We start from the raw sequence: 22,007 nt of genomic DNA on the forward strand, positions 1-22,007 counted from the left end.
ATAGGCCATTCTTTTTACGCTCTCTTCTGCAATGTACGAGAACACCCGCGAACCGACCTTCGTTCCGGTGGGGTGACGAACAAAGATACGCAGGTCGTCAACCGCTTCCCATACAGGGGATTGTCCGCACCTTGCGCGCGACTTTTTATCCCTGAGAAGAGGCGTTACAATGAAACCGGGGACCCCACGAAACTGAGGTCCCCGGAAGATGTGTCAAAGTTTTTGTGTATCAGATGCGGTCGTTCAGCGCGGCGACACCGGGAAGTGTTTTCCCTTCCAGGAATTCGAGAGAAGCGCCTCCTCCTGTCGAGACATGCGACACCGCGGTATCAAGGCCTGCCTGCGTGATGGCTGCGGCAGAGTCGCCTCCGCCCACCACTGTCACCGCACCGTTCCGTGTCGCATCGGCGAGCGCTTGAGCGATGGCGTTTGTGCCAGCCGCAAAATTCGACATCTCGAATACACCCATCGGACCGTTCCAGACGACGGTCTGTGAACCGGCGATGATGCGGCTGAACTGTTTGACCGTCTCCGGACCGATGTCGAGACCCATCTTGTCGCCTGGCATCGCATCGACCTGTACCGGCCGGGCTTCTGCGTCGTTCGCAAATTCTGCCGCCACGATCGTGTCGATTGGGAGCACGAGATTTTTGCCCTGTGACGATGCCTTCTGTAGAATTTCTGCCGCGAGTCCCACCTTGTCAGCTTCAAGGAGGGATGTGCCGATTTCCCTCCCCTGAGCTTTGAAGAATGTGAACATCATGCCACCGCCGATAAGGAGGTTGTCGACCTTGTCGAGCAGATTCTGAATCACATCGATTTTACCGGAGATTTTTGCACCGCCGAGAATGGCTGTGTAGGGTCGGCGGGGCACTCCGACCGCCTGACCGAGATATTCAATTTCCTTCTCCATCAGCAGGCCTGCGACGGATAACGACAGGTGATGCGTCAATCCCTCTGTGGAGGCATGAGCGCGATGTGCCGAGCCGAACGCATCGTTCACAAACACTTCGCCGAGCCGTGCGAGCTGTGCGGCAAAGCCGGGATCGTTGGATTCTTCCTCCGCATGAAAGCGCAGATTTTCAAGCAGAAGGATCTCGCCGCTGTGTAATGCCGCTGCCATCGATTCCGTCTCCGCGCCGACGCTGTCGGGCGCAAATGCGATGTCACGCCCGAGAAGTTCCGACAGACGCTTTGCGACAGGTGCCAGAGAGTATTTTGGTGTGGGTTTGCCCTTGGGACGGCCGAGATGGCTCATCAGTATGATCGACGCGCCTTTTGACAGCAGGGCATTGATCGTTGGCAGTGAAGCGACAATGCGTGTATCGTCGGTGATGGCAAGCGCCTCGTCGAGCGGTACGTTGAAGTCGACACGCACCAGGCATCTCTTCCCGGTGAGGTCGACGTCATTGATCGTGAGTTTGTTCATGATTCGCGTGCGCTTGGATGTGAAGTGGGATCAGCCGGCGACTTTTTTCACCAGATCAACAACACGGCAGGAATATCCGAATTCGTTGTCGTACCACGAGACGACCTTCACGAGATTCCCCGACACCATTGTCGACAGCGCGTCGAAGATGGATGAGTGCGGATTGCCGATGATATCGCTCGACACGATGGGCTCGTCGCAATACTCGAGAATGCCTTTCATCGGGCCGTCGGCTGCTACCTTCATCGCGGCATTCACTTCCTCAATCGAGGTGTCGCGCTTCAGCACCGCAACAAAATCCGTGATCGATCCATCAGCGGTCGGGACGCGGAGAGCGAAACCGTCGAGCTTGCCCTTCAGTTCGGGGATCACCTTTCCCACTGTTCGCGCCGCGCCGGTTGTGGTGGGAATGATGTTCGTGGCTGCGGCGCGGGCGCGGCGCAGGTCCTTGTGTGGAAGATCGAGAAGACGTTGGTCGTTCGTGTAGCTGTGCACGGTGGTCATAAGTCCCTTCTCGAGGCCGAAGCTGTCGTTCAACACCTTGACCAGCGGCGCGAGGCAGTTGGTTGTGCACGAGGCATTGCTGATGATCTTCTCGCCGCCAGTGAGCACGGAGTCGTTGACGCCGAGCACCACGGTTGCGTCGATCTCGTCCTTTGCCGGGACTGTCAGGACAACTTTGCGCGCGCCGTTTGTCAAGTGCTGCGCAATCTGATCGCGCTTCGTGAAAATGCCGGTCGACTCGATCACGACATCGACACCCTGCCAATGCAGATTAGCCGGATCGCGTTCGGCGGTGATTTTTAAACGGTCTCCGTTGATGATGAGGTCGTCTCCATCGACGGACACTTCCCCCTTGAATTTGCCGTGCACGGAATCGTATTTCAGGAGATGCGCGAGTGTTTTCGCATCCGTCAGGTCATTGATGGAAACGAAATCGAAACCGCCTACTTCCAATGCGCGGCGGAATACCAGACGGCCTATGCGGCCGAATCCGTTGATGCCAACCTTGATTGCCATGGCGTTAGAACCCGGTATGTGAGTGATGCGTGGTTATGTTTGCAGATGCGAAAATTACGGTGCCCGCGGTAGAGGCCCAAACAGGAATCAGGGCAGTTTGGTTTGGATGAGCACATCCTCCGACCGCCGCAAATCGACAACATGATCGGCCTCCGCCGTCTTACCGACCTTCCGGTACGCTCTTTCGAGTAGCGTGAGCAGTGTATCGCGAATGCCGACCCTCGCGCGTTGATCACGAATCTGTATCCACGCGTGCTGCTCGGCGATCCTGTTGAGTTTGAAAATAACCTGCCCGGGCCTGTTGCTGTCGGCGATCGCCTCGCGTGTGACGCGGCGCAGGTGGCGCGTCACATCGATGCGCGGGACATCTTCCTCTTCGTATTGCCTGTTCCTCGCTACTGTCCGCGCGATGGTGGCGGAATCGACCGCCATGTCCTTGAGCCGTATCTTGTATGTCGGAGGCATACGAAGGCGGACTGCGTCAATTCTGTGCGTCGGGAATCCGCGCTGATCCATTGCGTACACGAGGCCCTGGCAAAAGTCCTTCGACATGTTCGTCGCGACAAAATTGAGACCGGCGGCGAGGATAAGATCACCCGTGGCCCCTGTGAAGAGCCCGAATTTCGACATCAGGCTTTGACGAAGAAAAACTGCTTGATTATGCGACCGTTGAACATCACCGGCCGCAAGTCCCTTGCGGGTGCGCAAAAATTTGAGTGTGCTGACCGGATCCTTGTACCCGAGCATTTCAAGCACGCCCATCGCCTGACTGAAACCCACTTCCGCGTAGTATTTGATCGGACCACGCTTCGCAATTTCCTCGACGCGCCGAAGGAAGCCGGGGTACCCCGCGGCGCGCGCATTGGCGATAATGTTGAAGGATGTGGTGTCGGGGTATCCGAGATCGACGTACATGTCCCGCGGAATGGATGTGATTTCAACCACCGCGGAATCCGGATTGACGGTGAAGAGGTGAATCGCATCCGCGCGCGCGCTCCGGCTGCCAATGCGTGAATCGACACCGACAAGGAGGATGTTGATGATGCGACCCCGTATCAACGGCGCGCTCGAGATAGCTTTCAGCGTCGTGCGCAGCGCGGAGTCCTCCTGTGCGGGCACGGCGGGCAGGCGCCGTTGCCTGTCCGCGGAACTGCGCTGCGAGTCGGAGGTCGCTGCATCCGGCTCTGTGCTGGTCTCCTCGGCCTCACTCATAACGTCGCGAGCGGCTTGCTCCAGATGCTCTTTGTTCGCAGAGACATACACATCGTCGGTCACGTCCTTCATGAGCCCGAGCAACGCAATACCCGCTCGTGCCGGTGTAGGCAGACCGGGGATGACTGCAGACAGCAGCCACCAGAGAAGAAGAATGCCAAGCGACCACAGAAACGCTTTCTTCATGAATCGGAAAAAGGGGCGCCGTTTTGTGCTCTTCTCGGGGTTGCCCTCTGACGAACGGCCTGCCTGGTTTTGCATGGTGAGAATATCCCGCGATTGTCTCAGTCTTTGATTGTAAAGTACCGTGCATCGGGATGATGCACGATGAGGGCGCTTGTGCTTTGCTCGGGAACAAGCTGCCACTCGTCAGTAAGCGTGACGTCGATGCGCTCCGGTTTCAGGAGAGCAAAGAGCTGTTTCTGGTCTTCCAAATTGGGGCACGCCGGATAGCCGAAGGAATAGCGCGATCCCTGATACCCCTGCGAGAATAGGCGCCGGATCGACTCGGCATCCTGATGTCCGATCCCGAGTTCGCGCCGGATCTCCTTATGCCAGAATTCCGCAAGGGCTTCGGCGCATTCGACGGTCAGCCCATGCATGTAGAGGTATTCCTGGAATTTACCGTCCGCAAAAAGTCGGGCGGTGTACTCGCTGGCATGAGACCCCATGGTGACGAGATGGAATGCGCACACATCCGTGTTTCCACTTTCACCGGGCGTGAAGTAATCCGCAATACAAAGATGCCTGTCGGACGTCTGCCGAGGGAATTGGAAACGCTGCCATTCAACGAGTTCATCACGCGCATACACTGTCTTGAGCCATGTGGTGTGCAAACCGGATTCGTCCGTATCAATTGGCCTGCCTACAACGAGATCGTTGCCTTCCGACCAGCAGGGGAAATACCCATACACGAGGGCCGGCTCCAGCACGGCATCTTTTCGCGCCTGGTCTTTGACCCGTTCGAGTGCCGGACGAATTTCCTTCTGCAGAAGCGCCTCGTAGTCGGATTCCGTGAGTGCGCCCCGGCGTACCTGCCACTGGCCCCGGATCAACGCCACTTCATTAATAAATTCGAAGACGTGGTCCAATGAAATGTCTCGCACGACCCGTGAACCGAAGAACGGGGGAACAGGCACCTGAACATCGCGTCGCACGAACGATTCGCGCCGCACATCCTGAGCATGGACCGAGGCCTCCGCGACTTTTGCTTCGGTGCCCGACAGAACCGCCTCCTGATGTACTCGCGGCTGCGTCGCGGCGGATTCACCCGAAATGACCCTTTCCATAAAAGCGAGACCGTCGAATGCATCGTTGGCGTACGCGACATCCCCGTCGTACACGGCCCGGAGATCCTGCTCCACAAAGCGCCGTGTCAACGCGGCTCCGCCGAGAACAACAGGAATCTGCATGCCCCTGTGGCGCATAAGTTCCAGGTTCTCTTTCATGATCACCGTGGATTTAACCAGCAGTCCGCTCATCCCGATGGCGTCTGCCTTGTGTTCCTCCACCGCGTTCAGCATCGTCTCGACGGGCACCTTGATGCCGAGGTTGATCACTTTGTACCCGTTGTTGCTCAGGATGATGTCCACGAGATTTTTCCCGATGTCGTGGACGTCGCCTTTCACGGTTGCGAGTACCAGCGTGCCTTTGTGTATGCCGTCGACTTTGTCCATGAATTGTTCGAGATATGCCACTGCCGCCTTCATGGTCTCGGCGGACTGCAGCACAAAGGGAAGCTGCATTTGACCCGAACCGAACAATTCGCCGACGATCTTCATTCCGCCAAGCAGAATGGTGTTGATGATGTCGATCGCGGGATACTGGCGCAGGGCCTCGTCGAGATCGGTTTGCAGGCCGATTGCGTCGCCGTCCACGATGCGGCGCTGCAGTCGTTCATCAACAGGCGCAGTGTCGGCGATGGCTTCCACCACACGTTCCGTCGTCGTCGAGAAGTGTTTCATCAACTCCGCGAGAGGATCGTACGTGCACGCTCGCTGCTTTTGCCCGTTCATCTCTGCCGATATCCGATTTTCATAGCCCTCAATATACAAATCTTTCGAATCGCGAGGGACTCGCCAGCGATGCACTCCCGCCAGCCGCTGTATGTCGTCACGGGGATGGCGGGGGAATATTTCGCTTGACAAAGCTTTGCAAACAGCGTAGATTCGCCCTATAAGGTTTCATACTCTTCTATTCCATAACTGAGAGGAGCAAACAATGCTGTACTCCAAGACGGCGCAATATTCTATCCAGGCCATGCTTTTCATCGCGGCGAACCACACGGAAAGCAATATCCTGGTTCGTGATATTGCGATGGCGCTCGATCTTCCTGCTTCCTTTCTCAGTAAAATTCTGCAGTCGCTCAGCCGGTACGGTTTCTTGAATTCGGTCAAAGGCCCGCGTGGCGGTTTCAGCCTTTCTGAGAAGGGCGCGACCTCGACCGTTGCACAGCTCGTCGAAGTGATCGACGGTCCGATGGACTTCGATATGTGTCTCGCGGGTTTCGATCCCTGTAATAACGAGAATCCGTGCCCGTTCCACGACCAGTGGAAACGCATTCGCGAGGAGATCCGCGATCTTGTCGCGAAAAAGAGCATCATGAAGCTCTCGAACGATCTTCCTAATAAATACAGGCCTGTTCTGCTCGGTAGTGGGGCTGTCATCGAGAAAAATAAACTGCTCAAGCCGGCAAAAAAGACAACGGCGAAGGCCAAGCCCGCAGCGAAAAAGCGCCGCTAATTCCCGACTCAACGGGAGTGCCCGCGCGTGTGTACGCGGGGCACATCCTGCCGGTTTCCGCACATTTTCGGCGTTGCCCGCCGAAGGAGTGCACATGCTTACGGACGAACTCGACGCACGCGAGATCACGGTTGTTGTGTCCCGCGACATCCGCCGCATCCTCACGACGCTCGACACCCTCGTCGGTGTGCTTCGTCATGGGACGTTGCGGTATCAGTACCTAGCCTTGCGGGAGGACGTGCTCGCCCTTCACCGTCGACTCGAATCGCGACGCGAGGCCGTGGATGATGAAACCGAAAGCACGCGTGGCACAATCTCCCGCGAGCCCATGCGCAGCCCGCAAGATGCCCTCGACGCCGCACCCTTCGCGCTGTTAACAGTTCTCGAAAAACAAACGGCGTTGCTTGTGGATTCTTGCGAGGACAAGGCGAGCCGCTGCGCGGACAGGGATACCTCGGCTCTGATGGTGTACGCATCGAGGGTGCTCTTTGGCGTGAAGACGAAGCTGCTTACCGATCTCGCCCTGCATGAACGGTTTCATGACTACTGGGTCTGATCTCTCCGCACCATCTTGACTGAGACGAAGCAGGACCCCTACACTGAAATTGTCCGGCCGAGCAGTTCCCTGATCCTTTCCGTTTTGCTCGTCATACGGCTTGCATCTCCGGCTCGATAATCGACCTTCATCGAGACGTTGATCCGCCTGCAGTCCGCCGCAAGTGACTCGAAACAACGATGGACAACATCCATCACGTCGGTCCACTGACCCTCGAGGATTGTGCCCATTGGTGTCAATTGATATGGGAGACCGCTACGGTCGATGATATCGATACAGCGCGCCACGTAATTACTGACGCTTTCGCCTTTGTCGGTCGGAAAAATTGTGAGCTCGCAGAGTATCATATCCATCTCCAGTTGGTGCGTGTGGAATTTCGTACTTTTCTTACTGTGTTGCATCTCACAGGAATTGCCCCTATTTTTATTAGTTATGCAAAAAAGGCAGAGCGAAGCTGACAACATGGCAGAGAAGGTCGTCCAACGAAGGAAAATCTACATCGAGACTTACGGTTGCCAGATGAACGTGGCAGACACGGAGATCATCAACGGCATCCTGCATCGCGAAGGATACGAAGTCGAGAGCAATATTGAGAGCGCTGATGCGATTTTTCTGAATACATGTGCGATACGTGATCATGCCGAACAGCGCATTTATGGTCGCCTGTCGAATTTCGAGCATTTGAAAAAACGCAGACCGCATCTGGTTGTCGGCGTATTGGGTTGTATGGCGGAACGGTTGCGCACGCATCTGCTCGAAGAATCGAAGCTCGTGGATGTTGTCTGCGGTCCCGATGAGTATCGGAAGCTCCCGGCCCTCATTGATGGCGCCCTTCTTGGCGAAAAGGGAATTCAGATCCAGCTATCACGCAGCGAGACCTACGATGATATCGAGCCGTTGCGCACCGAGGGAATCAGCGCCTGGATCTCGGTCATGCGCGGCTGCGACAAGTTCTGCACGTTCTGTGTGGTGCCGTTTACACGCGGCCGTGAACGCAGCCGATCGATGGCAAACATCGTTCACGAAATAGAAATTCTGGTGGCACGCGGTTTCAAGGAAGTGACCCTACTCGGGCAAAATGTCAATTCCTATCTCGACGAGGGGAACGACTTCGCCGATTTGCTCGTCGCGGCTGCCGGCGTTGATCCATCGTTGCGTGTGCGTTTTACTACCTCGCATCCGCAGGACATGTCCGACAAGCTGATTGCAGCCATCGCCGCTTACGACAATATCTGCAGCTACATTCATCTGCCGCTGCAATCAGGATCGGACCGTATCCTCGAGCTGATGAACCGCAATTATTCCGCGGCGGATTACCTCGACCGCATAGGTAAGATCCGGGAGACGATCCCCGGCGTTGCACTCTCGACGGATATCATCACCGGTTTCCCCACGGAGACGGAAGACGACCATCGAGCCACGCTTGAAATGATGCGGAAGATCCAGTACGATAGCGCCTTCACGTTCAAGTATTCCGCGCGAGAAAACACCAAGGCGTGGAAAATGGGTGACGACATCCCGGAAGAGATCAAAGGTCGACGGCTGGAAGAGATCATCGAGCTGCAGCGGCACGCGTCGTATCAGCGAAACGTGGCACTGGTCGGTAGTACACAGGTTGTACTTGTGGAAGGCCGCAGCAAACGTTCCGACGCTGAATGGATGGGCCGCACCGACACAAATAAAACGGTCATCTTCCCGGCGGCGGGATATGAACCGGGCGATTACATTTCGGTGCGGGTGGACGGTGCTACTTCCGCCACTCTCTTCGGGACTGTTCTGCGTCACGGTCTCGAGATCGCCGCCTGATCTCTCACTTCTGGAACATCACCGCGCGGTGCAAAGGTGCGCATTCTTGATTCATACTGTGTGTTTCTCGTGATTCTCTCGCCACTTGCCGGCTGGGCGCAGAGCGTGCCGCAACTCCGTGCGCTCCATCAGACCGCACAGGAAGGACGCGTCACGGAATTGAAAGCACAGCTCGAGTCTGTCGATGCGCGGTACCGGGACGATGCAGGATTCGTGTACTTACAGGGGCTCGCGGAATCGAACGGCGACTCGGCTGTGGTGTATTACCGCACAGTTGCAAACAAGTACCCCAAAAGCGAGTGGGCCGATGACGCGCTCTGGCGCCTGTTCCAGTTCAGCTCGGCCATAGGAGCCTACACTGTGGCCGATGAATGGCTTGCCCGCCTGCGAGTCGATTATCCTTCCTCTCCCTATGCCACCGTGACGGAAACCAAAAACGCCTCCCAAGGCAGCGCCGCCGTCGGCACGGTGGTTACGACGGAATTCTCGGTCCAAGTGGGTGCTTTCAGGCATAGAGAACAGGCGGAAGACCTGATGGAGATGATGACGAAGAAGGGATTCGACGCCCGTGTGGTTGAAAAAACAGTTGGCGCAGTGCGCATGTCCGCCGTGTGGATCGGCAGATTTTCACATGCGGACGCAGCACGAAATCTCGCGCGTAAACTGAAACAACGGTTGGACATCGAAGGGATAATTGTGCGGAGCCAGCAGCCGTGAACGGATTTGAACAGAAGGAATCATTCAGCGAAAGCATGGATCGCGCGGCGTTTCAAGCGCGTTTCGGAATCATCGGCCGGTCTTTGGAGATGCGGGAAATCATCGATACCGTGATGCAGGTCGCTCCCACCGATATCACGGTGTTGCTGACCGGCGAGAGCGGCACGGGAAAGGAAGTTCTTGCGCATGCGATACATGGCGGAAGCAAGCGCGCCGATCGGAAATTTATCGCGGTGAATTGTGGCGCCATTCCCGAGGGAATACTTGAAAGTGAATTATTCGGACACGAAAAGGGGTCTTTTACCGGGGCGATAGAAACCCGCAAGGGGTATTTCGAACTCGCGGATGGCGGCACAATTTTCCTTGACGAGATTGGCGATACACCTATCACCACGCAGGTGAAGTTGCTGCGTGTACTGGAAAACGGCGAGTTCATGCGAGTCGGGTCGGCTGAACAGCGGCGGACCGACGTGCGTGTGATCGCCGCCACCAATAAGGATCTCGAACAGGAAGTGCGTGCCAAACATTTCCGTCAGGATCTGTATTATCGGTTGCGATCGGTGAATATTCGTATACCGCCGTTGCGCAACAGGCGTTCCGACATAAAGCTGTTTGTGGACATGCTTCTCAATGATGCACAGCATGCCGCGCCCGCCAATCGCATCATGCTCACCGACGACGCCATGGACGCCCTGATGCGGCATTCCTGGCCCGGAAACATCCGGGAGTTGAAGAACACACTCGAGAGCATCGCGATACTCGAGCACGGCCACGTCGTTGATGCAACGGTGATCTCGAAATACCTTCCCTCTCATGATCTGTATGAACATGACCGCGCTCTTCCTGTCTCACTGGGAAAGTCACCGGAACAAGCGGAACGTGAAATGATTATCGGGTTGTTGCGCGGACTGTGGCTGCAGATCGAGGATCTCAAGCGGCTCGTGGAGCAAGGACAGGCCCATTCGCAGCTTGCACTCCCTTCCGCTGAGGACACGACGGCCGGAACGGGCGGCGTTTCATTGGATGAGCTTTCGCTCGAGGAGATCGAGCGCGAAGTCCTGCAGCGTGTTCTCGCGCGGTTTGACGGGAGCAGGAGGCTCGCCGCTCGGTCTCTGAAGATCAGTGAACGGACCCTGTACCGAAAAATCAAGGAACATGGTCTCGGATGAAAAAGCTAGTTGCTTTCAGGATTTCCATGTATTTTTGCTTCGCGGTAAGCGTCGCCTCCCTGATCGGCTGTTACTCGTTTACCGGTGCCTCCGTCCCACAACACTGGACTTCGATTGCAATCCCGTTATTCGACGACGAGAGCGGCTACGGATACGCCGCGCTCAGAGAGTCCGTCACGAACATGCTCATCGCAAAATTTCAGCGTGATAACACGTTGCGATTGAGAGATAAAGGCGCGGCAAGCGTGGAATTGAGCGGTGTCATCACCTCGATCGAAGCGGATCAACCTATCGCCGTTTCGCAGGGATCACAAGCAGCCCGGAACCAGCTTGTGATACGCGCAACGGTTGTCCTTCACGACAACGTTCAAAAAAAACAGGCCTGGAAGAAGACTTTCAGCGCATCGGCGGACTACGCTCCGTCTGGCGGAACCGCCGCCCGCGACGCCGGCCTCCAGCAAGCAATCGAGAAACTTACAGATGACATCTTGCTGGAAACGATCTCCGCGTGGTAAATTAGTGTTCTTTTTCACTCACTCATGTTGAGGTGTGAACCACAATTATGGAAAATGTGATACTGGGTGCATATCTCTTCTCACTTACCGTCCTCGCCCTGTTCGGCTCACACGGTTTCGTGATGGTCTACTACTATTTCAAGAACAGGGACAGGCGACCCGAGAAGAGAGCGCTGCTGGGTGACGAATACCCAGTGGTGACCGTTCAGCTTCCGGTGTTCAATGAACTGTACGTCGTCGAACGATTGATCGACGCCGTGTGCAATCTGGATTACCCGAAAGACAAGCTCGAAATCCAGGTGCTTGACGATTCAACGGATGAGACAGTGTCGGTCGTTGCAGAAGCAGTGCAGCGAAAGCAGGAGCTGGGATTCGACATCTCCCAGGTTCGACGCAGTGACAGGGCCGGTTACAAGGCAGGGGCGCTCAGGTACGGCCTGACGCTCGCGAAGGGCGAGTTTATCGCCATCTTCGATGCCGACTTTGTCCCCAGGTCGAACTTTCTGCAGGAGACCCTCCAGCATTTCGTTGGCAACCGCATCGGCATGGTTCAGACCCGCTGGGAACATCTCAACACAGAGTACTCGTACCTGACGCGTGCGCAAGCCATCGCACTCGACGGCCATTTTGTGATCGAGCAGCAGGTCCGAAACAAGGCCGGCTTCTTCATCAATTTCAACGGTACTGCCGGCATATGGCGGAGGTCGTGTATTGAGGATGCGGGCAACTGGCAGGACGACACCTTGACGGAGGATCTCGATCTGAGTTACCGTGCGCAACTGAAGGGCTGGAAATTTGTTTTCCTCAATGATGTGACCTCGCCCGCCGAGCTTCCGTCGGAGATCAACGCTCTCAAGTCGCAGCAGTTTCGGTGGACCAAGGGCGCGATAGAGACCTCAAAAAAAATTCTTCCTCTTGTTTGGAAGTCACGCCTTCCATTCCGTGTCAAGCTGCAGTCGACAATGCATCTGACGAACAACCTGGTCTTCCCGTTTATTCTTCTGACGGGTATTCTCAACGTGCCACTCATCTTTATCAAACAGAGTGGTACACACGACACATTCTTCGCATTTATGTCGGTGTTTGTGCTGGCCTTTGTCAGCTCCTTCCTGTTCTACTTGTATTCGCAGAAGGATGTCCACGCCGATTGGAAGAAACGGATTTTCCTCTTCCCCTTGTTCATGGCTGGGAGCATGGGTTTCGCGGTCAATAACACACGCGCAGTGCTCGAAGGACTGTTTAATAAGAAGAGCGCGTTCGTCCGCACGCCGAAGTATAAGATCGAAACCGGCGACGATAGCTGGAAGAATAAAAAATACACTGCGGCCAAGCGGAAGATCACCTTCTCCGTACTCTTCGAGTTGTTTCTCGCCCTGTACTGTTTTATCGGGGTGGCTGCCTCGTTCTATTTCCTTGAAATCGCTGCAATCCCGTTCCAGGTACTGTTCTTCCTCGGTTTCGGACTGGTCGGAATGATGTCCGTCCGTCACGCGATTCAGGCACGACACGCCTGAGATTTTTTTCTCCGTCCCGGGGCCACGATCAACCGGTCGTGGCCTCTTTTGTAACCGCCATCAAACACAGCCGCACGCGCATGGATAACCGGACGTTCGTGATGTACGGCGAGGTGTTGCAGCAGCATCCTGCATCCATCGCATTTGCTCGGCTTGCCGCACAGCATCTGGCGGGGGGCAGTCTCGCAGCAGCTCTGCGGCTGGCGCAGCAGGGAGTGTCGCACCATCCGGGATACATCTCCGGGTGGATCGTGCTTGCCCGGATACAGTGCGCGCAACACCGCTTTGGCGATGCACGACGTGCGCTCGCAAATGCGGCGGCACAATATCCTGACAATGCCGCGGTCGCTGCTTTGCGCGCCATGATAGATGCCGCGGAGATGCAGATGCCCACGGACCATGGTATTCTCGACGCACAACGACGTGTGCTTAGTGATGAGGGGTTGAGCGTTCCGCAGGAGAAGGGACCACGTCGCGGTGTCAGCAAGGTCGATGATCTTATCCCGGGTATGGAGTCGTTCCTCGTTCAATCACAGGGTGCAAGCCCTTTGGATGCAGTCTCGCGTCAGCACCAGGATGCTGGGAACATGCAGACGGGCGGCGTATCGGGTGAGATTGATCAGATAAACGATCCAGACGAACGAACAGAGCTGGAGAGACTCGCGCACACACTCGAATCGGCACGCCTATCCGTCTCGCCGGTCGAAAGTGATGAGAAAGCTGATCCTGAATGGACCGAACTTCCTCATCCGGTGGACTACAGCACTCGGCCTGTCACACGAACACTTGCGGAGATATACGTGGGCCAGGGCAATATCCACGAGGCGATTGAGATTTATCTCACGCTCTGCGCAAAATATCCGGACAATCAAGACGAGTATATCTCGCGCATTGCGGATCTTCGCCGCATGCTCGACAGCCAAGCCGGGAGCTGAATTTTTTTCGTCTTTTGCGGGAACATTTTTTCCGTTTCGTGCATACAAGGTGTGGAGCCGGTTGTTCCACCCAAAACACGGAGGAAAGATGCCTTACCCGCGAACGAGTTGTTGGTCCTATCTGATTCTCCATCCGAGGCGTGATGTACCCTCGCACGAGAATCCTGAAGTTTCTGTGTCACGTCTGCGGCGTGCGGGGGAGGAACAAGGTGCGGTTCTTGCAGACATTGGTTTCGGGGCGCGAACCGTGCATTGCCTCGCCCTGCTATCGCATCCCTCCACCGTCCACCGGACCGTACGAGCGCTGGCGGGCGCGATAGGACGAACCGACTGTCTCTATTCTGCCTGCAGTGTCGATCCCGGCAGTCTGGAGCATGTGCGGGCGAGTATTGCGGCACTGTGCCGAGAGTCAATACCCGCATCCCGGTTGTGTTGCGGGCACACCACAACGCGGGAGTTGCAACCGCTTCCGGCACGTTGACACGCGCTGGGCTGTTGTAATCCCCTGATCGAGTCCGAAAGGGAGACGGAGCGGCAGGGGCAAAACGCCGAACGCCCCATGGGAGAGGGGCGTTCGGCGTTCGGGTTACTGTAACCGGTGGGCGCGCCCACCAGACAGGTCTTGTTACTTGGCCTTGAATGTATCGTCGGGAACAGTGCCGTTCTGCACGTACTTGACGACTTCCATTTCCATGGCCATCATTCCCGCATCCATTTTCACTTTGAAGGGCAACATGACACCATCCACCAGTCTATAGTCGCCGTAAGAGACCATGATCGCCTGTTCGCCTGCTGGTGTTTTTTGCATCGTTTCTTCACCGAGCAATAAATACGTGGACGCATCGATGAAGTAGGTGCCGGTCCCATGAGTGCGTTTGATCGTAAGAACGTACGCCGGTTTGCCATCGACAGGCTTTTTACCGGTGACTGCCACGGTATACCCGAGTTCTTTGTAACGGAGCAACTCGTTAAAAATGTCCTTCTCGAGTTCCTGCGCCAATTCCTCTCCTTCGAGAACTATGGGTTCAGGAGCCATAGGGCTGGTCGATACCACGGTTGTGCCATCGTTCCATTTTTCCTGCACCATCTCCTGACCCATGAAATTCAACACGGTCCTCTGATAACTTTTATTCGGGGCCTTCTTGATGTCGGACATGGTTCCTTGAATGCTCTGGCCCTGGAAGTTCATTGTGATTGTGCCTTCAAGGCTGCGGTCCTTCACGGCAGACATTTTATCCGCCCCACCGAGTGCCTGTATATGACGTGCAATCAGCGTCTCGGCGTCGATGTCGGGTTTGGCCATGGCACTCGCGTCGATCGGTTGCATGTCCGGATCGTACATCTTCACAGTGCCGAAGGCCTTCAAGGATTCCAGCAGTGCTGATGCATCGCCCACCGCAGTTATGGCGACATTGTCGGGACGGAGATACTGTCGGGCGATCCTTCGCAGGTCCTCGGGTGTCGCCTTCATGATTTTATTGACGTACGTCGCGTAGTAATCTTTTGACAGTCCGTACAGATCGATATCCTGGACGCGCTGCGCAGTTCTGGCGGGCGACTCGAGACTCAGAAGATATGTGCCTGCGAGATACTGTTTGTGCATGTCGAGTTCGTCGGCGGGAATTGGCTCATCCTGCAGGCGTTTCATTTCGTGGAGGATCTCTTTGATGGATGAATCCGTGGCAACTCGTCTGACACTGGCTGTGGCGGTCCAGATTCCGGCTTGCTTCCGCCCATCAGCGCTGCAATATGCCCCGTAGGTGAAGCCGTGTTTTTCGCGCAGGTTGTTGTACAGACGCGAGCTGGATCCTCCCCCAAGCAGCGAGTTGAGCAGTCCGAAAAGCGGCCAGTCGGGGTTGTTACGCGGCATGCCCGTTGTGACAATCGAGAGCGTGGTCTGCGTCTGCGTGCTGCCGAGATCCACAAGATGCACAGTGGATGTGGTGATCGGCTCCGGCAGGGGAAAGTCGGATTTCGGTGCTGCGCCGGTCTTCCAACTTCCGAAATACTTTTCCAGAATCGGGAGAATTTCCTTCGGAGAAACATCACCCACAATGGCGATGGACGTATTGTTGGGAATGAAATACCGAGTGTGAAAACCGACGAGGTCTTCGCGTTTGATCGCGGAGACGGTGGCCTCCGTTTCGAAGTTTGCGTATGGGTGCCGATTGAAGCCGCGCGTGATTTCGAGACGTGACGAGATTTCCTCGGGAGATTTTTTGTTCACAGCAAGGCCTGAAAGGATCTGCTTGCGCGTTTTGTCCAGTTCCTCTTCGGGAAACGTCGGACGGAAAAGAGCATCTGTCATCAATTCGAGGATTTTCTGCATATGCTTTTTCAAGCCCGAGCCGGAGAGTGACATCATGTCGTCAGCGGCGGATGCCCCGATGTTGATGCCGTGAAAATCCGATTCCTTTGCAAAGGCAAGAGCATTGCGTGTCGTGGTACCCTTTGTCAGAAGGTCCGCCGCGATGGACGCGAGGCCGGACTTCTCCTTGCCGTCAAATTCTGAGCCGGACTTGATCAAGAGCCGGAATGTGACAAGAGGTTGCTCAGTATCTTGGACGACAAAGACTTTCAGTCCATTCTTGAGCGTCGATTCATGGAAGGCGGGGAATGCGGCTTTTGGGGCCGGACCCGGAGAGGGCTTTTTAGTACGGTCGACCTGGGCAAAAACACCTGACGCGGTAAATAAGGCCAGGATGAGCAGGTACGGGAGAGCTTTTCGTGCAATGTTCATGACTGTATTCCTTGTGCTGGCCTGCATCATTTCTGTTTCTGATCCATGACAACGTACTGAATGATATTGCGGCGCATGGGCTGCAAATACGTGGTTGCCACGCGTCGGATGTCGTCGCGTTTCACCGACATGAAGCGCGCAAACTCCTCGTTTATCAGATTCGTGTTGTCGTAGAACAGGGAATAGTATGCGAGACTCGACAGCTTGCCGTCAAGCGAGGTAAGACCAGCGATAAATTCCGCTTCCTTGCTGTTCCGCAGCTTCTGGAATTCTTCCTCAGTGATGCCCTCGTTCTGGATACGGGCGATTTCTTCGTCGATCGCCTTTTTAAGCGCGTCCATCTCCACGCCCTGATTGGCAATGGCGTAGAACGCAAACATGCCTGCCTGATCAAGCGAGAAGGGAAATCCGGCCGCAGCGAGGGCGAGCTGATCCTTGTCGACAAGCCGCTGGTAGAGGCGCGAGCTGTTGCCGGCGGAGAGCGCTGATCCGAGGAACTCGAGGGCATAGGCATCGGGGTGGCGCTGATTCACTGTCACATAGGTCTGGATCACAGCCGGAAGCGGCGTGTTCTTTTCCTCGATGGTGACTGTGCGCGCTTCTTTCTGATCAGGAATGGTGACCGTCACGCGCGGAGGAGTCGGTCCCGATGGAATGCTGCTGAAGTATTCCTCAATCCACTTTTTTGTCTGCACGAAGTCGATGTCGCCGCCGACAACAAGGCATGCGTTATTCGGCAGATAGTATTTTTTGTGGAAAGATGTGAATTCCTCACGTGTGGCGCGGTTGATGTCTTCAGGATTGCCGATGGGAGTCCACTCGTACTGCGTCCCGCCGAACGTGTGTTTGAACAGATTCTCCTGAATCGTAGCATACGGACGCCCCTCGTAGCGCTGCTTCAATTCCTCCTTTACCACCTTGCGCTGCGTCTCAATTCCAAGGGAATCGATCGCGAGAGAGAGCATCCGGTCTGATTCGATCCACAATGCGAGCTGCAGTTGATTGGCCGGCACCTTGAAAAAATAGTCGGTCCGATCATTCGATGTCGACGCATTGTTGAGCCCGCCGGCGGACGAGATGAATTTGTCGATCTCTCCGCGTTTGACATTGGCTGAACCTTCAAACATCAGGTGTTCAAAAAAATGGGCGAAGCCGGTACGGCCGCTTACTTCATCTTTTGAACCTACTTTGTACAGCAGATACGTCATCGCGGTCGGAGCGGTGCGGTCGGCGTGGAGGATGACACGCAAGCCGTTCTTGAGTGTGTACTCTTCGAACTGGATGGGCTTAAAATCCTGCGCCGTCGCCCGCGCGAGGAACGCGGCGCCGATGGCGCAGAACAGAAGAAAACGTTTCATAACAGTGGTCCTGAAGTGGGTGGTGTCGGAGTAACGTTTATTCATCGCCGGGGGCACCTGACGCCAAGGCGGGGTGCTCGAGAAGTTCGCGAACGTCATGCACGATATAATCTGCTTCCTGCAGATACGATGCGTCGAGCGTTGTCTCGATTGCGATACAGCGCATACCGGCGTTCTTCGCGGATTCGATGCCGAGCGGTGCGTTTTCAACCACGAGGCAGTCTGCCGGTGTGAGTCCGAGGTGATTCATGGCTGCGAGATATGGGTCCGGAGCCGGTTTTGCGCGATGCACTTCGTCGCCTGAAATCAGGAAATCGAAGAAGGCGCGTTTGCCGGGATCCAATGACTTCTCCAAATTCTTGCGTGCGGATGCGGTGACCAGAGCCGTGCGCAGACCCCGCTCACGCAACGCTTGAATGACGTCGAAAACACCCGGGTACTCGGTCACATGCACGATGGAACGGTAATATTCGCGCTTACGGTTGATAAAATCCGCGTACGAGGATTCGGGGATGCTTACTCCGGCCTCTTCCAGGAGAACAGGCAGGATTTCCCTTGATGCGCGTCCCTCATGCAGCAGTATCGAATGCTCGGAGATGCTTCCCCCCAACTCCGAAAACATGTGCTCCCACGCGAGATAGTGATAATGAATCGTATTGACGATCACTCCGTCGAGGTCAAAAAGAACCGCCTGAATCATTCGCGTCCGTGTTAAATATCCGAAAAAGAATATCCTACAAACATAAGAAAACCGGCGCGATAATCACGGTGGCGAATTTCATCCCTGTCAGGGATTCAGCAGTGCGTCGGCCAATTCAGGTCCATACGCGAAAACGAGAAAAAGTTGCAGGATCGTGAGGATCACACCCGCTAGAGTTCCGGCCACGACTTGCGCCACATTGTGCGATCCGAGGTGAACGCGCGACCATCCCAGTAAAACAAGAAATGGTGCTGCAACGATGAGCCACGGCCCTGTGATCGGAACCAGCGCGCTCAGGGGTCCGGTAGTGCCCATCATGTGTGCACTTATTTTCCAGAAACGGTTGATAATCGCCAGGATGAGGGTGTTGACGGAATAACACCAGAGGAGACCCCATAAAAACATCGAAGCGTCGAGTACCATGAGGACGATCATACCGACCAGCGAGGTGGCTACGCTGAACAGATACGGTCCATCGCGCTGCGAGCGCTCTGGAACGTCGTACGCTCCCACACGACCCCTGTGGGTCAACCACAAGACGAATGCGATCTGGATGCCCCCGGAAGCGGCTACAGCGGTGCTCCAGACAGCAGCGAGATGCGCGAGACCGCCATGCTCGTAGTGCAGAACATAGAACGTGCAGACAATGGCCGCGGGCACAGGAGGCACCATCAGGACCGAGGCGGCGCGCGCGATGGAAGTGGGGTTCATGACTCGAGGAACCGTCGACCGCGTGACTTCGTTGAGTATTCGGTTGGACACATTGTAATCTCCGAGGCAAAAGCATGACACGTTTCGAAAGGCACGTATTCATTTGCGAGAATCAGCGGCCGGAAGGTCACCCTCGCGGCTGTTGCGCAAACAAAGGATCAAAGGAAGTGCGTGCGCGTTTCCGCGAGGCGCTCCGCAGCATGGGCCTGAATGATGTGATCCGGGCGAATAGCGCCGGGTGCCTGGATGCCTGCGAGTTTGGCGTGAGTCTGGTGGTCTATCCTGACGCCGTATGGTATGGTGGCGTCACAGTCGACGATGTCGAAGAGATTGTGGAATCCCATATCGTGGGCGGGACCCCGGTGGAGCGTCTCCGAATAAAGGACGCAGCGTACGGTCACGTCTGAAGCCGCTAGTTATTTCTTCTCGGGCAGTTGAAGCTCGTTCCACTTTTCCACAACGGCTTTTGCGAGATCTCGTGCGGAAGCTGAATTCTGCCCGGTGATCAATCGATGTTCCACGATCACATTCGACACGTGTGCAGCACCTTTAAAGATTATGGCCCCGCCTCGCCGCAGGGCGGTTTCGAGTGCGTAGGGGAGATTTTCATTGATTCCGCGAAGGCGTTCCTCCTCGTCCGTCGCGCAGGTGATTCTACTTTTGGCGTAAATGTACTCACCAGTGCTGAGCTTCGTGTTCAACAGCACTGCAGCCCCCTGGCCTAGTGTCGCCACAATGCCGCGCTTGGCAAAGATCTTGGCAGTCAATCCATGGGCCGCTTCATCCACGAGGAAGTCCCACAGAGCACCATGTCCTCCGGCAAAGAGGACCACGTCGTACGCGGAGGGCGAGATGCGGGCGGTAGGGATCGTGGTGCTGAGTTTCTGCTGCAGGACAGTATCCTCGCGAGAGAAAGTGAACCATCTGTCGCTACTGTCAATACTGGCAGGATCCACAGGCGCCTTGCCGCCTGCCGGGCTGGCTATGTCAACAGTCCATCCGGCCTGAAGGAATACGTAATATGGATGCAGGACGTCCGGGAGATGGAAACCCGTGCGCGTGGGAAGCCCGGAGAGCGACGACTGACTTGTTGTGACGATGAGAACACGGGCCTCGGTCTGAGCGAAGGCAACTCTACAGGGGAACAGAAGTGCGAATGCGAAAAGGAGTGCGCGTGCAACGTTGAACCAGGACTTCATGGCAAGAACATCGAATGTGATACAGTGGTAAAAAATCGGCGGATCGAATTTACTTCAGTGTGAGCAGGTAGTCGGCCAGCAGCCCCAACCGTTCGGTGCCGAGATGTCTGAAGGCGGGCATCCCGGCTGGATAGGACGTCTGCTGCGCGGTCAACCGCGAATCTCTTGCGATGTACGCATCGGGATCGCTCAGGTACTCAACAAGTTGCTCGCGAGAAAAATTTCTTCCGAGTTCACGAAGTTTTGGCGCCCGCTCCGTGCCCTCCGCATATTCGCCATGACAAAGGGGGCAGTTCAAACCGCTGTACTCGGCCCTTCCAGGCAAACCGGCTGTTGGATCTTCTGTGCTTCTACCGCATCCGGACACGACAACAATGGATGTCAAAACTCCGGAAATGAGGAGCGATCGGGCGTAACTGCGAATCGATGTCGACATGGTGTTCCTAGAAATTGATACAGTGAGCGGAGCCACACCGGCACCAGCATGGGCCATCCTCTATTGTCGAACGGCAATACAGGAAATTTCCACGAGCCCATCTTTCGGGAGACGGGCTACCTGGATTGTGGCTCGCGCCGGCGCGGGCGCCGGAAAGAATCTTGCGTAGACTGCATTCATCTTCGAAAAATCTTCCAGATCCTTCAGGTACACTGTACACGATACAACGTCCTTCATGCCGCTGGAATCGGCCTCCAGGATCGCCTTGATGTTTTCAAGTGCGCGGTGTGTCTGCGCCTCAATCCCACCTTCAACAAAAGCGCCGGTTAAAGGATCAAGCCCCAATTGTCCCGCAACAAATATCATTGTGCCTGCAGTGACGGCCTGGCTGTACGGGCCTATCGCTGCCGGAGCGTTGGGCGTGGTGATACTACGGCGGTCACTGTCTTGCGCGGCCAGAGGATGCAGTGTCAACAGCATGAAGAGAACGATGCCTACAAGCCGGATCATTTCATCCTCCGTGGATCTGAATCAATGTGAGTCTGTGACGCGTCCTGGTGAGGGCACAGGACTGCAGGTCAGGGGACAAGCGCGATGCAACTGATTTCCACCAGGCCATCCTTCGGAAGACGTGATACTTCTACTGCCGCGCGGGATGGCGGATTTTCCTGGAAAAACGATGCGTACACTTCGTTCATCGAGGCAAAATCATTCATGTCCTTCAGATATACCGTGCATGAAACGACATCACGGAGGGACGATCCGCTTGCCTGAAGAATGGCCGACAGGTTTTCAAGTACCTGCCGTGTTTGTTCGCTGACAGACGAAGATACGAAGGCGCCTGTGGACGGATCGAATCCGAGCTGCCCCGAAATAAAAACGAACCCGCCGGCCTTCACGGCCTGGCTGTACGGACCGATCGCCTTGGGCGCCTGTTCGGTTGACACGGTTTCACGATTGAGACTCATGGATCGCTCCTCAAGTATGTGCTGTTTCGTTAGCGGACAGTGTACGATGCAGAAAAGAACCCAACCCAATGTTTTAGAGAAAACGGTGCGGTTATTCCCATGCCTGTTTTTGTCAGTGGAAGAACGCCCTCACTGTACGTGTCGGAGTATCGGATCAGCGTGCCATCGAGACTGCGTCCGGTCAATCGCTGGACCAGCCGTTGGACCGTCAGGAGGCCGAACGGCACGGAAAATTTCCCGCACCATCGCACGCTGTTCATCAACTCTGTGAAGCGGCGGA

General features: G+C 55.7%; 22 protein-coding genes. 9 read left to right on the plus strand and 13 right to left on the minus strand.

Annotation, left to right across the window (positions count from 1 at the left end; translation table 11 throughout):
• Positions 1-229 precede the first annotated feature (229 nt).
• The 4 genes from HY962_05875 to HY962_05890 all read right to left on the minus strand — a co-directional run bounded on the left by HY962_05875 (position 230) and on the right by HY962_05890 (position 5,625).
• Entirely contained in the window at positions 230-1,429 is a 1,200-nt protein-coding gene (locus tag HY962_05875; protein MBI5646441.1) for a phosphoglycerate kinase, read from the minus strand.
• A 30-nt stretch (positions 1,430-1,459) separates the two neighbouring features.
• Positions 1,460-2,449, minus strand: a complete 990-nt coding sequence (gene gap, locus HY962_05880) for a type I glyceraldehyde-3-phosphate dehydrogenase (protein ID MBI5646442.1) — start codon at positions 2,447-2,449, stop codon at positions 1,460-1,462.
• A gap of 87 nt (positions 2,450-2,536) precedes the next feature.
• Complete coding sequence (locus HY962_05885) at positions 2,537-3,922, minus strand: LCP family protein (GenBank protein ID MBI5646443.1); 1,386 nt, start codon at positions 3,920-3,922, stop codon at positions 2,537-2,539.
• Between the two features lie 23 nt (positions 3,923-3,945).
• Positions 3,946-5,625, minus strand: a complete 1,680-nt coding sequence (locus tag HY962_05890) for a B12-binding domain-containing protein (GenBank protein MBI5646444.1) — start codon at positions 5,623-5,625, stop codon at positions 3,946-3,948.
• A 256-nt stretch (positions 5,626-5,881) separates the two neighbouring features.
• Between HY962_05890 and HY962_05895 the strand changes: the two genes are divergently transcribed.
• Together HY962_05895 and HY962_05900 are read left to right on the plus strand one after the other, a co-directional pair.
• Entirely contained in the window at positions 5,882-6,403 is a 522-nt protein-coding gene (locus HY962_05895; protein ID MBI5646445.1) for an Rrf2 family transcriptional regulator, read from the plus strand.
• Positions 6,404-6,497: 94 nt separating this feature from the next.
• Positions 6,498-6,959, plus strand: coding sequence for a hypothetical protein (locus HY962_05900; GenBank protein ID MBI5646446.1), 462 nt, complete (start codon positions 6,498-6,500; stop codon positions 6,957-6,959).
• 38 nt (positions 6,960-6,997) lie between these two features.
• Here HY962_05900 and HY962_05905 read toward each other — a convergent pair whose 3' ends face one another.
• Complete coding sequence (locus HY962_05905) at positions 6,998-7,306, minus strand: MTH1187 family thiamine-binding protein (protein ID MBI5646447.1); 309 nt, start codon at positions 7,304-7,306, stop codon at positions 6,998-7,000.
• Between the two features lie 85 nt (positions 7,307-7,391).
• Between HY962_05905 and miaB the strand changes: the two genes are divergently transcribed.
• Genes miaB through HY962_05935 form a run of 6 tightly spaced genes read left to right on the plus strand, consistent with a single transcriptional unit; the run spans position 7,392 to position 13,615 of the window.
• Complete coding sequence (gene miaB, locus HY962_05910; GenBank protein MBI5646448.1) at positions 7,392-8,765, plus strand: tRNA (N6-isopentenyl adenosine(37)-C2)-methylthiotransferase MiaB; 1,374 nt, start codon at positions 7,392-7,394, stop codon at positions 8,763-8,765.
• A 36-nt stretch (positions 8,766-8,801) separates the two neighbouring features.
• Positions 8,802-9,482: an SPOR domain-containing protein gene (locus HY962_05915; GenBank protein ID MBI5646449.1), complete on the plus strand. Its 681-nt coding sequence runs from the start codon at positions 8,802-8,804 to the stop codon at positions 9,480-9,482.
• Positions 9,483-9,517: 35 nt separating this feature from the next.
• Positions 9,518-10,651, plus strand: coding sequence for a sigma-54-dependent Fis family transcriptional regulator (locus tag HY962_05920; protein ID MBI5646450.1), 1,134 nt, complete (start codon positions 9,518-9,520; stop codon positions 10,649-10,651).
• Positions 10,648-11,166: a hypothetical protein gene (locus HY962_05925; GenBank protein ID MBI5646451.1), complete on the plus strand. Its 519-nt coding sequence runs from the start codon at positions 10,648-10,650 to the stop codon at positions 11,164-11,166. The genes HY962_05920 and HY962_05925 overlap by 4 nt, the downstream gene beginning before the upstream one ends.
• A gap of 47 nt (positions 11,167-11,213) precedes the next feature.
• Entirely contained in the window at positions 11,214-12,680 is a 1,467-nt protein-coding gene (locus tag HY962_05930; GenBank protein MBI5646452.1) for a glycosyltransferase, read from the plus strand.
• Positions 12,681-12,718: 38 nt separating this feature from the next.
• Complete coding sequence (locus HY962_05935) at positions 12,719-13,615, plus strand: tetratricopeptide repeat protein (GenBank protein MBI5646453.1); 897 nt, start codon at positions 12,719-12,721, stop codon at positions 13,613-13,615.
• A gap of 625 nt (positions 13,616-14,240) precedes the next feature.
• Here HY962_05935 and HY962_05940 read toward each other — a convergent pair.
• The 4 genes from HY962_05940 to HY962_05955 all read right to left on the minus strand — a co-directional run bounded on the left by HY962_05940 (position 14,241) and on the right by HY962_05955 (position 19,124).
• Positions 14,241-16,355 carry an insulinase family protein gene (locus HY962_05940; protein ID MBI5646454.1) on the minus strand — a complete coding sequence of 705 codons (2,115 nt, stop codon included), beginning with the start codon at positions 16,353-16,355 and terminating at the stop codon, positions 14,241-14,243.
• A gap of 26 nt (positions 16,356-16,381) precedes the next feature.
• Entirely contained in the window at positions 16,382-17,713 is a 1,332-nt protein-coding gene (locus HY962_05945) for an insulinase family protein (GenBank protein MBI5646455.1), read from the minus strand.
• A gap of 37 nt (positions 17,714-17,750) precedes the next feature.
• Entirely contained in the window at positions 17,751-18,413 is a 663-nt protein-coding gene (locus HY962_05950) for an HAD family phosphatase (protein ID MBI5646456.1), read from the minus strand.
• Between the two features lie 87 nt (positions 18,414-18,500).
• Positions 18,501-19,124 (minus strand): hypothetical protein, encoded by a 624-nt coding sequence (locus HY962_05955; protein ID MBI5646457.1) that lies wholly within the window; start codon positions 19,122-19,124, stop codon positions 18,501-18,503.
• A 74-nt stretch (positions 19,125-19,198) separates the two neighbouring features.
• On the opposite strand from HY962_05955, the gene HY962_05960 reads away from it, so the two are divergent.
• A complete protein-coding gene (locus tag HY962_05960; protein MBI5646458.1) occupies positions 19,199-19,531 on the plus strand; it encodes a (2Fe-2S) ferredoxin domain-containing protein in 333 nt (110 codons plus the stop codon).
• Positions 19,532-19,540: 9 nt separating this feature from the next.
• Here HY962_05960 and HY962_05965 read toward each other — a convergent pair whose 3' ends face one another.
• The 4 genes from HY962_05965 to HY962_05980 all read right to left on the minus strand — a co-directional run bounded on the left by HY962_05965 (position 19,541) and on the right by HY962_05980 (position 21,727).
• A complete protein-coding gene (locus HY962_05965; GenBank protein ID MBI5646459.1) occupies positions 19,541-20,323 on the minus strand; it encodes a type 1 glutamine amidotransferase domain-containing protein in 783 nt (260 codons plus the stop codon).
• Between the two features lie 49 nt (positions 20,324-20,372).
• Positions 20,373-20,621: a cytochrome c gene (locus HY962_05970; protein ID MBI5646460.1), complete on the minus strand. Its 249-nt coding sequence runs from the start codon at positions 20,619-20,621 to the stop codon at positions 20,373-20,375.
• A gap of 198 nt (positions 20,622-20,819) precedes the next feature.
• Entirely contained in the window at positions 20,820-21,239 is a 420-nt protein-coding gene (locus tag HY962_05975; protein MBI5646461.1) for a RidA family protein, read from the minus strand.
• A gap of 98 nt (positions 21,240-21,337) precedes the next feature.
• Positions 21,338-21,727 carry a RidA family protein gene (locus HY962_05980; GenBank protein ID MBI5646462.1) on the minus strand — a complete coding sequence of 130 codons (390 nt, stop codon included), beginning with the start codon at positions 21,725-21,727 and terminating at the stop codon, positions 21,338-21,340.
• Positions 21,728-22,007: the final 280 nt, after the last annotated feature.

The sequence above is a fragment of the Ignavibacteriota bacterium genome (assembly GCA_016218045.1).
GTDB lineage: Bacteria > Bacteroidota > Ignavibacteria > SZUA-365 > SZUA-365 > JACRFB01.